The sequence below is a fragment of the Moritella sp. 5 genome, from assembly GCF_018219455.1.
In the GTDB taxonomy this organism is placed as follows: domain Bacteria; phylum Pseudomonadota; class Gammaproteobacteria; order Enterobacterales; family Moritellaceae; genus Moritella.
Genome location: NZ_CP056122.1, coordinates 2,602,234 through 2,617,234 on the forward strand (window position 1 = coordinate 2,602,234; position 15,001 = coordinate 2,617,234).

Sequence of the window (15,001 nt, forward strand, 5' to 3'; positions counted from 1 at the left end):
TAAAGCCGCATGTTATGCGGCTTTTTAGTACTTACTTAGTACACTTTTAATAACTAGGATCATGTCAAACTCACATGGTCCTTTTATTTTATTCATTAATGACAACTCGGTAACTTATAATTTATGTTTGAATTTCCAAAATATTCCATAGCATCAGTAAAAAATGATGTCTTGTCTGGATTAACCGTCGCACTCGCACTTGTCCCAGAAGCTGTTGCATTTGCTTTTGTTGCAGGTGTTGAACCGCTGGTCGGCTTATATGCAGCATTTATGGTCGGTTTAATCACAGCCATTTTTGGCGGACGTCCAGGTATGATCTCCGGTGCTACGGGTGCGATGGCTGTTGTAATGGTATCGCTTGTAGCTGACAATGGCGTACAATATTTATTTGCGGCCGTTGTGCTTGCCGGTTTATTGCAAGTGCTTGCAGGTGTATTCAAGCTCGGTAAGTTTATTCGGATCGTACCACACCCAGTAATGATGGGGTTTGTGAATGGTCTAGCTATCGTCATTTTCTTAGCGCAATTAGGTCAATTCAAATTCATTGACACTAATGGTGATCTAGCTTGGTTACAAGGGTCACAGCTTTATATCATGTTAGGTCTTGTTGCCCTTACAATGGCTATTATTCATTTCCTACCGAAACTAACAAAAGCAGTACCTTCTTCACTTGTTGCAATTGTAACGGTGACGCTAATTGTTTATTACATGGGACTAGATACGCGTACAGTTGTTGATTTTGTTCGTTCAATGACAGGCGATGATAATGCGACTATTTCAGGTTCATTACCAAGCTTTAGTATTCCAAGTGTGCCATTTACACTAGAAACACTCTATATAATCTTACCTTATTCATTAATTCTTGCTGCAGTTGGTCTTATTGAATCATTATTAACATTAACCGTTATTGATGAGATGACTGGTACACGTGGTAAAGGTAACCGAGAATGTGTTGCACAGGGTGCCTCAAACATCGTTAACGGTTTCTTTGGTGCTATGGGTGGTTGTGCTATGATCGGCCAATCAATGATCAACATCAACTCTGGTGGTCGCGGCCGTTTATCTGGTATCACGGCTGCAATATCACTATTACTCTTTATCCTATTCTTCTCATCGCTTATCGAGGTAATTCCACTAGCTGCACTTGTTGGTGTTATGTTCATGGTTGTGATTGGTACATTTGAATGGGCAACTTTCCGTGTAATACGTAAAATTCCAAAGGCAGATACATTTGTAATTGTGCTTGTTACAGTTGTTACTGTATTTACTGATCTAGCTGTTGCTGTGATTATCGGTGTTATTGTTTCTGCATTACGTTTTGCTTGGGAACATGCCGCACATATCAATGCAGAAAAATCTATCGAAGAGTCTGGTAGCAAAGTATACAAAGTAAATGGTCCACTATTCTTTGGTTCTGTTAGCCACTTCTTAGAGTTATTTGATACATCTACAGATCCACAAGATGTAATCATCGACTTTGCTAACTCACGCGTGTGTGACCACTCAGCGATTGAAGCTATCGACACACTGGCTGAACGTTATATCGCAGAAGGTAAAGTATTACACTTACGCCATCTTTCATTAGAATGTAAGCAATTAATGAAGCGCGCAGGCGATATGATTGAAGTTAATTTAATTGAAGACCCTGAGTACCATGTTGCATCAGATAAACTAGGCGGTTAATTCCTTCTAGCACTTACCCTACTTCCTTTTATTGTGTTGTAGGGTAATAATATATCTGTAACTGTTATGAACATTCGTTTATAACAGGCATAAAAAAACCGGCATTAGCCGGTTTTTTATTATCTGATTAAACTCTAATTTTTTGAGATAGTCTCAACTTTCGCTTTCAACTTCTGACCCGGTTTAAAAGTCACAACGCGACGAGCTGTAATTGGTATATCTTCACCTGTTTTAGGATTACGACCAGGTCGTTCACCTTTATCACGAAGGTCAAAATTACCAAAACCAGATATTTTAACTTGTTCGTTAACTTCTAAAGATAAGCGAATCTCTTCAAAGAAAGCTTCTACCATTTCTTTAGATTCACGTTTACTCAGGCCAACGTCGTTAAATAAAGTTTCAGCAATATCAGCTTTGGTTAGTGCCATAAATTAATCCCTCAAGGATGCATTGAATTCAGATGAGATAGCTTCCACAACATTATTTACTGCTTCAGATATTTCTTTTTCTTCCAAGGTGCGTGAGATATCTTGTAAGGTTAAGCTGATTGCTAGGCTCTTATGACCTTCTGCAACACCTGTACCTTGGTATACATCAAACAAGTTTATGCCAACTAACTGATTCCCGCCAACTTTTTTGATGAAGTTGAGAACATCACCAGCGTTAACGTCGTCTTTAACAATCATAGCAATGTCACGACGGTTCGAAGTAAACTTAGAAACTTCAACAGCTTGCGGCAATTTACGAGATGTTAATGTAGCCAGTTCAATCTCAAGAATAATCGTTGAACCATTTAGGCCTAACTTCTTCTCTAGTGAAGGATGGATAGTACCAATATGACCAACAGAACGATCACCACAGAAGATTTCAGCACTTTGACCAGGATGTAATCCAGGATGACTTGCACGTTTAAGTACAAATTCATCAGTGTTACATGTTTGATCTAATAATGCGTCTAAATCGCCTTTAAGATCAAAATAGTCAACAGACTTACTCTCTTGATTCCACGATTCAGCATTTGCTGTACCCGCGATGATTGCACCAAGCATTGGCACTTGAAGCACGCCATTTTCAACTGATTCATCTTTAATAAAAGTAAGACCAGTTTCAAATAAACGAATACGCTGTTGCTGACGTTTTTGGTTAGCTACAACAGCTTCTACCAAACCTGTAAACATACTTACACGCATTACTGACATTTCAATCGAAATTGGATGTGGTAATACAAGATGGTCTGCTTCAGGGTGTAATAATAACTGACGTTTTGGGTCAACAAAGCTATATGTAATTGCTTCTTGGAAACCACGGTCAACCATTAAGTCACGAATGCGGCGAACAGGTAATGTTGCTTCATTATGATCAGTCATCTTCAATGGAGCAACAGGTGCAACATTTGGGATATTGTTGTAACCGAATACACGCGCTACTTCTTCGATTAAATCGACTTCAACTTCGATATCGAAGCGGAAAGATGGAGAAGAAACTGTCCATGTATCATTTTCAAACGTAGGCGATAAACCTAAACTGTTTAAAATATCAGTTACTTTCGCATCTTCAACATGGAAGCCAATTACTTTATCTAACTGATGACGACGTAAGTTAATTGGCGCATGTGTCGGTAATGCAGACTCTGTAGTCACATCTACAACAGGAGCGACTTCACCACCACAGATTTCAACGATTAACTGTGTTGCACGTTCCATCGCTTGATATTGAAGCTCTGAATCAACACCACGTTCAAAACGATGTGAAGAATCAGTATGCAGACCGTATGCACGAGCGCGACCAGTAATCGCGAGCGGGCTAAAGAATGCAGACTCCAGTAAAATTGAGTTTGTTGCAGTCGTTACGCCAGTTTTTTCGCCACCGAAGATACCAGCCATTGCAATCGCACCGCTATCATCTGCAATAACAAGTGTATTGTCATTTAGCTTAACTTCATTACCGTCAAGTAGTGTTAATTTTTCATCTTGGTTTGCAAGACGAACATTAATGCCACCCGTTAAAGTCGCTAAGTCAAATGCATGCATTGGTTGACCTAGTTCTAACAATACATAGTTTGTTACGTCAACGATTGGATCAATTGAACGAGTACCACAACGACGTAGGCGCTCTACCATCCATAAAGGCGTTTTCGCAGTCACATCTAAGTTACTGATCACACGACCAAGGTAACGAGGACACTGCGCTGTAGCGTCTACAGAAACACTTACTGTTTCAGCGCTTGTTTCCGTTGCATTAGTCCATTCAGGTGCCGTGACAGCTATGTTGTTTAAAACACCAACTTCACGAGCAATACCTGCGATACTTAAACAATCAGCACGGTTAGGTGTTAGATCAACTTCGATCGTAACATCATCAAGACCAAGGAATTCGCGAATACAAGTACCAGGTACTGCGTCAGCGGGTAATTCAATGAGACCTTCAGCTGATTCAGCCATGCCCATTTCAGACTCAGAACAAAGCATACCGTGTGATGGTTGACCACGTAGTTTTGCTTTTTTAATTTTGAAGTCACCTGGTAACACAGCACCAACAGTTGCAACCGCAACTTTTAGCCCTTCACGGCAGTTAGCTGCACCACATACGATGTCGATTAGCTCTTCTGCACCTATATCAATTTTAGTTACTTGTAATTTATCTGCATCCGGATGCTGACCACATTCAACAACGTGACCCACAACGATACCAGTAAAATCACCCGCAACAGCATCAATACCGTCAACTTCTAGACCAGCCATCGTGATTTGATGAGCTAACTCTTCATTTGTAAGACCTGGTTTAACCCAAGTTTGTAACCATTCATTACTGAATTTCATTATTGAGTCCTATCTTATTTAAACTGCTTGAGGAAACGTAAATCATTTTCGAAAAATGAACGTAAATCGTTAACGCCATAGCGAAGCATCGCTAAACGTTCAACACCCATACCAAAGGCAAAGCCAGAGTATTTCTCAGGGTCGATTCCAACAGAGGTTAATACGTTAGGGTGTACCATGCCGCAGCCTAGTACTTCTAACCATTTACCATTTTTGCCCATAACATCAACTTCGGCAGAAGTTTCTGTGAATGGGAAATAAGAAGGACGGAAACGAATTTCTAAATCTTCTTCAAAGAAGTTATTTAGGAAATCGTGTAACACACCTTTTAGTTCGCTAAAGCTTACCTTTTCGTCCACAAATAGACCTTCTACTTGGTGGAACATTGGTGTGTGAGTTTGATCGTAATCATTACGGTAAACACGGCCTGGAGAAATAATACGAATTGGTGGTTTTTCCACTTCCATCGTACGAATTTGAACACCAGACGTTTGTGTTCTTAGTACTAATTTAGGGTTAAAGTAAAATGTATCGTGATCCGCACGAGCAGGATGGTGCTCAGGGATATTCAATGCATCAAAGTTGTGATAATCATCTTCAACTTCTGGTCCAGATTTAACAGCGAAACCTAATTCACCGAAAAATGATTCAATACGTTCGATAGTACGTGTTACAGGATGTAAACCACCATTAAGGTTGGTACGACCTGGTGCTGTCACATCAATCATTTCTTCAGCTAATTTAGCATCTAAAACAGCTTGCTGTAATGCATCACGTTTCTCGTTAATGACTTTTTGAACTTCTTGCTTAGCAATATTAATCGCTTGGCCAGCTTTAGGTTTTTCTGCTGGAGGCAGTTTACCTAATGTTTTCATCTGTTCAGTTAAAATACCCTTTTTACCAAGGTACTCAACACGCACAGTGTCCAATGTTGCGAGGTCAGTTGCGTTTGCTACGGCTTCTACGGCCTGTACTATTATTTCTTTGAGGTGTTGCATGTTTTTCTTATCACCCTGTTGGCAGGAAAAGTGAATAGATTCATTCAGTAATGGATGATTTTACTCAAAAGTAAGCCTAAGTGCTAGTACTTAAGCTGAATCTAGGTGCTCAATATCAACTAAATCAACTAAAAGTGCAGGTTTGGCTATTAAATAGCCTTGAACATAATCAATCCCTATTCCTGATAGGATATTTTTAATGTTTTCATTTTCCACATATTCAGCTACCGTTTTAATATTAACTGCCTTTGCAATTTCATTAAATGACTTAACCATAGTGTAATCAACATGATCTGTTTCAATATTTTTAACAAATGAACCATCAATTTTCAGTTGATCAATTGGCAATCGTTTAATATAGCTGTATGAAGAAAACCCACTACCAAAATCGTCCAAACTAAAACGGCAACCCAAATCTTTAAACTTGTTCATAAACAGTATTGTTCGATCAAAATCCATAATTGCCTGACTTTCTGTAATTTCAAAACACAGTTTTTCAGGGGGTATGCCATAGGCTGAAATTGTTTTTTCTATAAAGGTATGCATACTGCGATCAACCAAAGATTGGCCACATAAATTGATTGATGCCGAACTCAGGTTGGCAAGGTGTTTTGGATTAGAAGACAGCCACTGACAGTATGTTTTAACAACCCAACGATCAAGCTGTGACATAAAATTATAGTTTTCAGCGGCGGCAATAAATTCACTTGGTGATTGTAAAACACCTTGTTCATCTCTCAACCTAAGTAAAATTTCATAGCGATAGCCTTCATCCACAGAAGGAGATAAAGGCTTGATAGTTTGAAACGCAAGCTCGAATCTATCTGCATCTAACGCTTCACGCAATACACCGATCCAACGCATTTCACGTTGATGACCAAGCATTACATCATTACTTTTACTGTATACATGAACGCGATTACGCCCCTGCTCTTTTGCTGTAAAACATGCCGTATCAGCAAGACTCAATGCTTGTGAAAAGTTTTCAATTGATTCATCTAAAATGACAATACCGATACTAACACCTAACACAAAATGTCGACTATTATGTGTGAACCTAAAGTTTTCAATACCACAGCGAATAGTATCTGCAGTTTCTAACGCACTATCAAAGTTAGTCTTGTTAAGTAAAATACCAAATTCATCACCACCAAATCGCGCCAATATCGCACTTTCATCAAGAAATGACTTTAAAACCACGGTGATTTTTTTCAATAGTGAATCACCAACATCATGCCCACAAATGTCATTAACCAACTTAAACTGATCAAGATCTAAATAAAGTAAAATGTTGTCTTCTAATACCGAACGCTTACTTTCTAAAGTTACACCAACCAGTTTTTCAAAATGAGTACGGTTTACGAGCCCCGTCAACTGATCATATTTAGCAATCGATGCCAATTTTATTTCATGTTGCTTACGTTTTGTCGTATTAACAAATGACCCATCTATAACAGTTATATCAGGTTGTATATTAAGACGCATATTGATTTCACCGTGGAATATTTCACCATAACGATCATAGCCAGACATCTCAATGCTATTAATCTCACCTTCAACACGTAGTCTTTCTATTATTTTTTCACGCAAGCCAGGGTCTGCATAAAACGCATCTGCGGTTAGATTCCCTGACTTTTGCATGTCCTCCAGATTAATAAAACCGAGTAATCTGCACATTGATTTATTAATCGCTAATATGCACCCTTCGAGTGACGTCGTAAACATACCCTCGGCTGCATTTTGAAATACGCTGTAATAACGCTCATTGGCAGATGTCATTTGCTTTTCGACATCTTTTTTTACAACCCGGTCATGCGCCATTTGCTTTGCAAAATTCCAACATAAATAAACCAATACGATTAAAGCAGAAAATGCCGAGATATAATCCGTAAACTCATTCTGACCAAGCAACCCGAAACGAGTTAATATGTGAATATCAATACCAAGTATAAAATATACTAATGACAGCACATAAAAACGAACATCTTTAGATTCATTACGGATAAAAAATAAGCCACAGACAATTGACAACAATGTAATGCCAAGAGCTAAAATAGACATTAATATGATGCTGGTTTTAAATGAAAATAATACTGAACTTGAAATAACAACCGTCGAGAAAAAGATAAGTATTTTTGTCGATACCGAAAACCAAGAACGGTATCTTAACTTTAATAATTGTCGTGCAAATAAACTCAAGTTTAAACCAATCACGCCCATTAATATCACGATTATTGAATCATAATAATGAGCTATAAAACTTACATTATAAATGAAGCCAAAACCTTCTAAAATCCATATGACAGAGATATAGCACATGATAAATACAACATATTGAATTAATCGTGGTTCATGCAGGTGAATATATAAAAATATTAGATAACATATCATCATTAAAAATAGGCCAGTAAACATACCAACCATTAATTTATGCTGTGATTGTTCATCAATGAAATCGTTCGCATTCCAAATCCTGAGGGGAGTTTGTAAAAAGGCACTTGTTTTAATTCGAATGAAGTAACTCACCCTTTCACCCGCTTCAACCTTAAAACCCCTAGCGAATGTCAGTTTAGGCATATTATCCTCATCCAGACGACGCGTACCGAGTCTTTTTACAACCGACTGTCCATTTTCATGCATAAAATAAAGATCTATTTGATCTAACAGCGAATCGCCAAAATCAATAATCAGATATTTATCAAGGTTCGTTTTATTAACGATTTCCCCCTTAAACCAAAATGTGCTATCTGAAAAGCCAAAATTAAAATGAGTTTGATTAGCTTTAACCCATGGAATAGCAGATTGTCTTTGTGACAAATAATCAAATGTATATGAATTGGTTTTATCTTCAAAATACTTTGTTGATGTACCAAGACGGGCAACTTTAAAGTCAGAATCAATAACAACGCCTTCAGCTTGTGCAAAAGTGGCGTATAGACTAAAAGTGATAAAAAATAGTAAAGACAATAAAGAATGCATAAATTTTAATATCAATCTCAAAATTATTTTAAATTGAGGCATTGATATTACAGAAAAGGATTCTTCAAGTATATAGGAGGCAGTTCGGACAGGTATTTATAACTATTTTATAGGGCAAGGGGATTAGTTACTTGTAGGTATAATTTTCGTTATTATACCAAATACTAAAAAAGGAGGCCGAGGCCTCCTTTTAATAACGGTTACTTAATTAAAATTAAGCAACTGCTTCTTTTGCTTTATTTACTAGTACAGTAAATGCCGCTTTATCGAATACAGCAATGTCTGCTAAGATCTTACGATCGATTTCAATAGAGGCGTGTTTAAGGCCATTAATGAAACGGCTGTAAGACATACCATTTTGACGTGCAGCAGCGTTAATACGTGTAATCCATAATTGACGGAATTGACGTTTACGTTGACGACGGTCACGGTAAGCATATTGACCAGCTTTTGTAACTGCTTGGAAAGCAACACGGTAAACTCGTGAACGAGCTCCGTAATAACCTTTAGCTTGTTTTAAAACTTTCTTATGACGAGCACGTGCAACAACACCGCGTTTAACTCTAGGCATAACTATTTTCCTCTTTTATATCTAAAATTAAGCGTATGGAAGCATACGTGAAACAGATGCAACATCACACTTTGCAACCATTTGCGTACCACGAAGGTGACGTTTACGTTTAGTGCTCTTCTTGGTCAAAATATGACGTAGGTGAGACTGTTTGCGTTTAAAACCATTAGCGGTTTTCTTAAAGCGCTTTGCAGCGCCTTTATTCGATTTCAACTTAGGCATTATAACTCCGCATTGTTGAATATTAATGAATAACAGTAAGGCGAATATGAGTACTTACGTACTCATATTACTTGGAAGCACCTACTATTTCTTTTTAGGGGCTAACACCATTACAGCTTGGCGACCTTCCATTTTCGGGAAAGCTTCCACGACTGCAATCTCTTGTAAATCTTCTTTAATACGATTTAAAAGATCAAAGCCTAAGCTCTGGTGCGCCATTTCTCGACCTCGGAAACGCAGCGTAATTTTTGCTTTGTTACCTTCTTCGAGGAAGCGAGTCAGGTTGCGTAGTTTTACCTGATAATCGCCAACATCAGTTCCAGGTCGGAATTTTATTTCCTTAACCTGAACCCGAACTTGCTTTTTCTTCTGCTCTTTAACAGATTTACTTTTCTCGTATATAAATTTACCGTAATCCATGACACGGCAAACAGGAGGCTCGGCATTCGGGCTAATTTCTACAAGATCTAAACTTGCTTCTTCTGCTTTAGCAAGTGCATCTCTTATAGATACGATTCCAATTACTTCACCATCAGCACCGTTTAAGCGACATTCAGGTATACGAATTTCTTCGTTTATACGATGTTGTCTGGTCGTTTGTTGTTGACCTTTTTTTCCGCCTTTTATAACGAATCCTCCAAAGTTGTTTTACCGCGGCTATTGACTTCGGTTTGTAATTTACTGATGAAGTCATCTAACTTCATAGTACCTAAGTCAACGCCCTTACGAGTACGTACTGCAATTTCTCCTGATTCGACTTCTTTATCGCCGATAACCAAAAGATATGGCACACGTTTCAAAGTATGTTCGCGGATCTTAAAGCCTATCTTCTCATTTCTCAAGTCTAATTTTGATCTAATGCCTACTTTCTTCATTTTTTCTACAAATTCTGTAGCAAAAACAGCCTGTTTATCTGTAATGTTCATAACTACAGCTTGAACAGGTGATAACCAAGTAGGAAAAAGTCCTGCATATTCTTCAATCAGAATTCCAATGAAGCGCTCAAGTGAACCTAAAATCGCTCGGTGAATCATAACAGGCGTCTCACGACCGTTACTTTCACACACATATTCCGCACCTAATTTCTCAGGCATTGAGAAGTCTAGCTGAATTGTACCACATTGCCATGCACGATCTAAGCAGTCATGTAGTGTGAACTCGATTTTAGGTCCGTAGAACGCACCCTCGCCTTCTTGTACATCGTAGCTTAAACCACTTGCAGTTAATGCATCAGCAAGTGCCTGCTCAGATTTATCCCAAGTCTCATCACTACCTACACGTTTTTCAGGACGTGTTGATAGTTTAATCTCAATATTTTCGAAACCAAATGTAGCGTAAGTTTCAAAAACCATCTTGATGCAATCAGATACTTCTTGCTGAATTTGGCTTTCAGTACAGAAGATATGTGCATCATCTTGCGTAAAGCCACGTACACGCATTAGGCCATGTAGCGAACCAGATGGTTCATTACGGTGACATGAGCCAAACTCTGCCATACGTAATGGTAAATCACGGTAAGATTTTAAACCTTGGTTATAAATCTGTACGTGACCAGGACAGTTCATTGGTTTAATCGCATATTCACGGTTTTCTGAGTGAGTACAGAACATACCTTCTGAATATTTATCCCAATGGCCTGATTTTTCCCACAAGCTACGATCCATGATTTGTGGACCTTTCACTTCTTGGTAATCAAACTCGCGTAATTTTTCACGAATGAAATTTTCTAACTCACGGAAAATTGTCCAACCATCGTTATGCCAGAACACCATACCAGGTGCATCTTCTTGCATATGGTAAAGGTCTAGTTGTTTACCAATTTTACGGTGATCGCGCTTCTCAGCTTCAGCAAGACGTTGAATATATGCTTTTAGCTCTTTCTTATCAGTCCAAGCTGTACCATATATACGTTGTAACATCTTATTGTCTGAGTTACCGCGCCAGTATGCGCCTGCAACAGACATTAATTTGAAATGCTGGCAATGCTTCATTACTGGTACGTGTGGACCACGACACATATCAACGTATTCTTCATGGTAATATAAAGCAGGCGTTTCATCTTTGCCGATGTTCTCGTCTAAGATAGCTACTTTATATGTTTCACCACGTGCTTCAAACGTGTCACGCGCTTCTTGCCAAGATACAACTTTCTTAATAACTTGATAGTTGGTCTTAACCAGTTTGTTCATGTGCTTTTCTAGCTTAGCTAAATCAGCTTCACTAATTGGTTCTTCCATATCGACATCATAATAGAAGCCTTTATCAATGGTAGGGCCAATAGCCATCTTGGTGTTTGGCCATAATTGCTTAATAGCATGACCAAGTAAATGCGCACAAGAGTGGCGTAGGATCTCTAGACCATCAGCATCTTTAGAAGTAATGATTTCAATTGCAGCGTCTTCAGTGATCAGGTCACATGCGTCAACACGTTCACCGTTAATGCGTCCAGCGATACACGCTTTAGCAAGACCAGAACTGATATCTGCAGCAACTTCCATAATCGTTACTGGGTTGTCAAATTGACGCTGAGCGCCATCTGGAAGAGTAATTACAGGCATTTTATATCCTTTTGCAGTGATGCTGCCTACGATGCAGCGTTTGCATAAATTAAGATGTTATTAAACATCGTGTGATAAGTTTTCTTTTATATACACAAAGTAACGTACCTAATGTAAATAAAGAACTAAAATTCAATCTGGACATTTTGCCATCTAAAAACTAAAAGTGATAACAATAAGTAGAAAGAAATTCCAGACCAAGTATTATATAGAATTACATTATAATTACACGGTTTTTGTTAATTTTACGTAGATTAATCCCCCTATAATAAGAAGAAACACGTAAATTACCAAACAACGTAAGCCTAAAATAATTTCACGAGCAATGGAATATCATAAAATGTCATACACAGGCCATATCAGTAAAATGGTTTCAACACTTAATGCAGATAATAGTGTCAGTTACCAATTACCACTCGACGATACACTTATTCCGTTAAACGAACTTATCGGTAAATCAATCACACTCACGCACACTGGCAACATACATTGCTTAAACTGTGGAAAGAAAACAAAGAAGAGCTATTCACAAGGCCATTGTTTTGTTTGTACACGCAAGCTAGCCAGTTGTGATATGTGTATCATGAAACCAGAAACGTGTCATTATGAGTACGGAACTTGTCGTCAACCAGAATGGGCCGATGATTTCTGTATGACTGACCACTATGTATACCTTTCAAATACGTCTGCATTAAAAGTTGGTATTACCCGTCATACTCAATTACCAACCCGTTGGATTGATCAAGGTGCAACACAAGGTCTGCCGATCTTTAAAGTAAAAACCAGACAAATATCGGGGTTAGTAGAAACCGCATTAGCTGAATTCATTGGTGATAAAACCAACTGGCGTACCATGCTTAAAGGCGAAAACGCAGATATTGATTTAAAAGCGGAAGCAGCACGTTTAATGCCTTTAATTGAAGAACAATTAGGTAATATTGAAATGATGTATGGTTTAGATGCAATCGAGGAACTCGAAGGGGATATTGTTACCATTAACTACCCTGTTACTCAGCACCCGACTAAAATAGTTTCACACAATTTTGATAAAGAGCCTGTTGTATCAGGCATATTGCAAGGTATTAAAGGTCAATACCTGTTTTTTGATACTGGTGTGATCAACATGCGAAAATTCACCAGTTATGAAATAACATTAACAGCTTAACCACTCAATCGCTTGTCAATAGGTAATTGTGTATTACGAGATGCTGACCGCTAGCTTCGGTCAGTAATTTGAACTAAATCACACTAATCCGTATCAAACTTTGTACTCCCCAGTATTTACTCTCTATTTTTCATTCATTATCAGTATTAAATACATAAAAAACTTAAAAACCGGCCCACCTTTAGTGATTAAAACTGCCAAATACGTGATTTAATACTCACATATTCCACCTATAACCAGGCAGCCAGCTTATAAGTGATGAATAAATCAATTTACACACGATATTAATCTAATCTGGAGATAAGCAAGTGCAAGTTAAAGCCCCTTTCTGCGTTCGTAATGCCGCAGCTGACACATTCGCAATGGTCATATTTAGCTTTGCTGTGGGAATGTTGATTGAGATTTTTGTCTCTGGGATGTCGTTTGAACGATCTTTAGCTTCCCGTGTGGTTTCTATCCCGGTCAACATCGCCATTGCATACCCATATGGTTTATATCGTGACTTTATTATTAGGACTGGTGCTAAATTAGTTAAGAATAAACTAACAAAACAATTTGGTGATACGTTTGCGTATGTATCTTTCCAATCACCTGTTTATGCCTTAATTTTATTATCTGTCGGTGCTGATGTTGAGCAAATCGTAACAGCGGTATCAAGTAACGCTGTTGTGTCATGCTTTGTCGGTGTGTTCTACGGCCAATTTCTTGATTTATGTCGTAAGCTATTTCGCGTACCAGGATACCACGCAGGTATCAGCGCTTAACCGGCAAAATAATATATCAGACTGGTATTGCCCCTAAAGAATAGTATGGATAGAGGTTCGGATAAAAAAATTGAACGAACCTCTATTTTAGGAATTCAAAGATTTAACGTGTGCATTTACAGATGTTTTTAAATTAGTAAGGGTTATTTTTAATTAGCCTTTGTGATCATCTCTAATTCTTGATCAGACTTAAATGTTAACTCAATCGTTATATCTTTATATTCAGCCAAACTTTGTACGTGTGAACCACCGCAAGGCATAGCAATACTTTCACCACAACCTAAATCGCAACACCAAAAACGAGAGTCCGTAAGCGAATCACCTTCACACTTCATCACAACAGATGCTTTAGTCGCAAGCCAGGTTGCCAATACGCCATTCACCCTCGCTTCAATGAGTGATAGGTCTGCAAGCATCTCAGCCACATTAAGGCCACGCTTTTTCAACGTTTTACCCAAACGGTAATTGTCTGTTGATTTGTTTTCAGAGACCAAACTTAATGTTTGTGCGTATGAATGAAAGTCGCGATTATTTAATACATCTTTGCGTGATGCATCTTTACGCCAGTAACCTTGTTCTAAAACCTTATTTAACGCATAAGAAGCCAAATGCCCTGCACTGTGTCCTCGACTTAATGCCGTTTGATACCTTGCATCAACAACTAATTCAACAGAATCATTAATGTTTAATGCCATGTCTAATTCTAATTCGTGTACGACAACAAAATACCAGCCAGGCTCACCACGTTTTACGGGTATATCTGTACCTTTATATAGCTTACTATTTTCAATATCGAAAGCACCCGTAACGCAATCTGTGACTGTGTATTGCTTACCGTTAAATACTAAAAACCCTTTATCCGCAGGATGATCTGGCCAGATATGACTTACCGGGTGGAACGGTGTTTTTTCAGTAACCACATAAGTACTGGTGTCTGTTTGTTCAACCCACTGAACTTGAGTTAAAGATTGTATGATTCCTTGAGTAAAAAGAACCTTAGTTGGTCGTACTTGATGAATTACAACATCAGACATTAAACACCCTTAGATAATTAGTAAGTGAATTGCACAATAATACCATTTCCAATACGTTTAAAGGAGATACCTCAATTGAAAATTGGTATAAAGCACTATTTAAATTAGCCAATACTATGTATGACCTCACACGGTATTACATCTTAATTAATCAATAAATTCAATGTGATGGAACATTTCCTAGACAGGTTAAATTTACAGCTCCTCC

12 protein-coding genes are annotated in these 15,001 nt (G+C 38.2%); 3 read left to right on the plus strand and 9 right to left on the minus strand.

Annotated elements, in window-relative coordinates:
• Positions 1-123: 123 nt before the first annotated feature.
• Positions 124-1,683, plus strand: a complete 1,560-nt coding sequence (locus HWV01_RS11755) for a SulP family inorganic anion transporter (RefSeq protein WP_211671689.1) — start codon at positions 124-126, stop codon at positions 1,681-1,683.
• A 134-nt stretch (positions 1,684-1,817) separates the two neighbouring features.
• Here the strand turns inward: HWV01_RS11755 and ihfA are convergent, their stop codons facing one another.
• From ihfA to thrS, 8 genes are all read right to left on the minus strand, one after another.
• Positions 1,818-2,111, minus strand: a complete 294-nt coding sequence (gene ihfA / locus HWV01_RS11760; RefSeq protein WP_211671691.1) for an integration host factor subunit alpha — start codon at positions 2,109-2,111, stop codon at positions 1,818-1,820.
• Positions 2,112-2,114: 3 nt separating this feature from the next.
• Entirely contained in the window at positions 2,115-4,502 is a 2,388-nt protein-coding gene (pheT, locus tag HWV01_RS11765) for a phenylalanine--tRNA ligase subunit beta (protein ID WP_211671692.1), read from the minus strand.
• Positions 4,503-4,516: 14 nt separating this feature from the next.
• Positions 4,517-5,500, minus strand: a complete 984-nt coding sequence (pheS, locus tag HWV01_RS11770; protein ID WP_211671694.1) for a phenylalanine--tRNA ligase subunit alpha — start codon at positions 5,498-5,500, stop codon at positions 4,517-4,519.
• A gap of 90 nt (positions 5,501-5,590) precedes the next feature.
• Complete coding sequence (locus HWV01_RS11775; RefSeq protein WP_249185284.1) at positions 5,591-8,467, minus strand: EAL domain-containing protein; 2,877 nt, start codon at positions 8,465-8,467, stop codon at positions 5,591-5,593.
• A 226-nt stretch (positions 8,468-8,693) separates the two neighbouring features.
• On the minus strand, positions 8,694-9,050 hold the full coding sequence (gene rplT, locus HWV01_RS11780; protein ID WP_019439702.1) for a 50S ribosomal protein L20: 357 nt from the start codon (positions 9,048-9,050) through the stop codon (positions 8,694-8,696).
• A gap of 27 nt (positions 9,051-9,077) precedes the next feature.
• On the minus strand, positions 9,078-9,272 hold the full coding sequence (gene rpmI, locus HWV01_RS11785; RefSeq protein ID WP_019439703.1) for a 50S ribosomal protein L35: 195 nt from the start codon (positions 9,270-9,272) through the stop codon (positions 9,078-9,080).
• An 84-nt stretch (positions 9,273-9,356) separates the two neighbouring features.
• A complete protein-coding gene (gene infC, locus HWV01_RS11790) occupies positions 9,357-9,899 on the minus strand; it encodes a translation initiation factor IF-3 (RefSeq protein WP_211675839.1) in 543 nt (180 codons plus the stop codon).
• Positions 9,896-11,830 (minus strand): threonine--tRNA ligase, encoded by a 1,935-nt coding sequence (thrS, locus tag HWV01_RS11795; RefSeq protein WP_211671697.1) that lies wholly within the window; start codon positions 11,828-11,830, stop codon positions 9,896-9,898. Before thrS ends, infC begins: the two co-directional genes overlap by 4 nt.
• 340 nt (positions 11,831-12,170) lie before the next feature.
• On the opposite strand from thrS, the gene HWV01_RS11800 reads away from it, so the two are divergent.
• Positions 12,171-12,995 (plus strand): DUF2797 domain-containing protein, encoded by an 825-nt coding sequence (locus HWV01_RS11800; protein WP_211671698.1) that lies wholly within the window; start codon positions 12,171-12,173, stop codon positions 12,993-12,995.
• A 308-nt stretch (positions 12,996-13,303) separates the two neighbouring features.
• Positions 13,304-13,759 carry an L-alanine exporter AlaE gene (locus tag HWV01_RS11805; protein WP_211671699.1) on the plus strand — a complete coding sequence of 152 codons (456 nt, stop codon included), beginning with the start codon at positions 13,304-13,306 and terminating at the stop codon, positions 13,757-13,759.
• A gap of 149 nt (positions 13,760-13,908) precedes the next feature.
• Here the strand turns inward: HWV01_RS11805 and HWV01_RS11810 are convergent, their stop codons facing one another.
• Positions 13,909-14,793, minus strand: a complete 885-nt coding sequence (locus HWV01_RS11810) for an alanyl-tRNA editing protein (RefSeq protein WP_211671700.1) — start codon at positions 14,791-14,793, stop codon at positions 13,909-13,911.
• Between the last annotated feature and the right edge of the window lie 208 nt (positions 14,794-15,001).

What these genes read in the sequence shown, in the direction of transcription:
- HWV01_RS11755 (WP_211671689.1), top strand. Translation starts at nt 124, where the DNA reads ATGTTTGAATTTCCAAAATATTCCATAGCATCAGTAAAAAATGATGTC.
- ihfA (WP_211671691.1), bottom strand. Translation starts at nt 2,111, where the DNA reads ATGGCACTAACCAAAGCTGATATTGCTGAAACTTTATTTAACGACGTT.
- pheT (WP_211671692.1), bottom strand. Translation starts at nt 4,502, where the DNA reads ATGAAATTCAGTAATGAATGGTTACAAACTTGGGTTAAACCAGGTCTT.
- pheS (WP_211671694.1), bottom strand. Translation starts at nt 5,500, where the DNA reads ATGCAACACCTCAAAGAAATAATAGTACAGGCCGTAGAAGCCGTAGCA.
- rplT (WP_019439702.1), bottom strand. Translation starts at nt 9,050, where the DNA reads ATGCCTAGAGTTAAACGCGGTGTTGTTGCACGTGCTCGTCATAAGAAA.
- rpmI (WP_019439703.1), bottom strand. Translation starts at nt 9,272, where the DNA reads ATGCCTAAGTTGAAATCGAATAAAGGCGCTGCAAAGCGCTTTAAGAAA.
- thrS (WP_211671697.1), bottom strand. Translation starts at nt 11,830, where the DNA reads ATGCCTGTAATTACTCTTCCAGATGGCGCTCAGCGTCAATTTGACAAC.
- HWV01_RS11800 (WP_211671698.1), top strand. Translation starts at nt 12,171, where the DNA reads ATGTCATACACAGGCCATATCAGTAAAATGGTTTCAACACTTAATGCA.
- HWV01_RS11810 (WP_211671700.1), bottom strand. Translation starts at nt 14,793, where the DNA reads ATGTCTGATGTTGTAATTCATCAAGTACGACCAACTAAGGTTCTTTTT.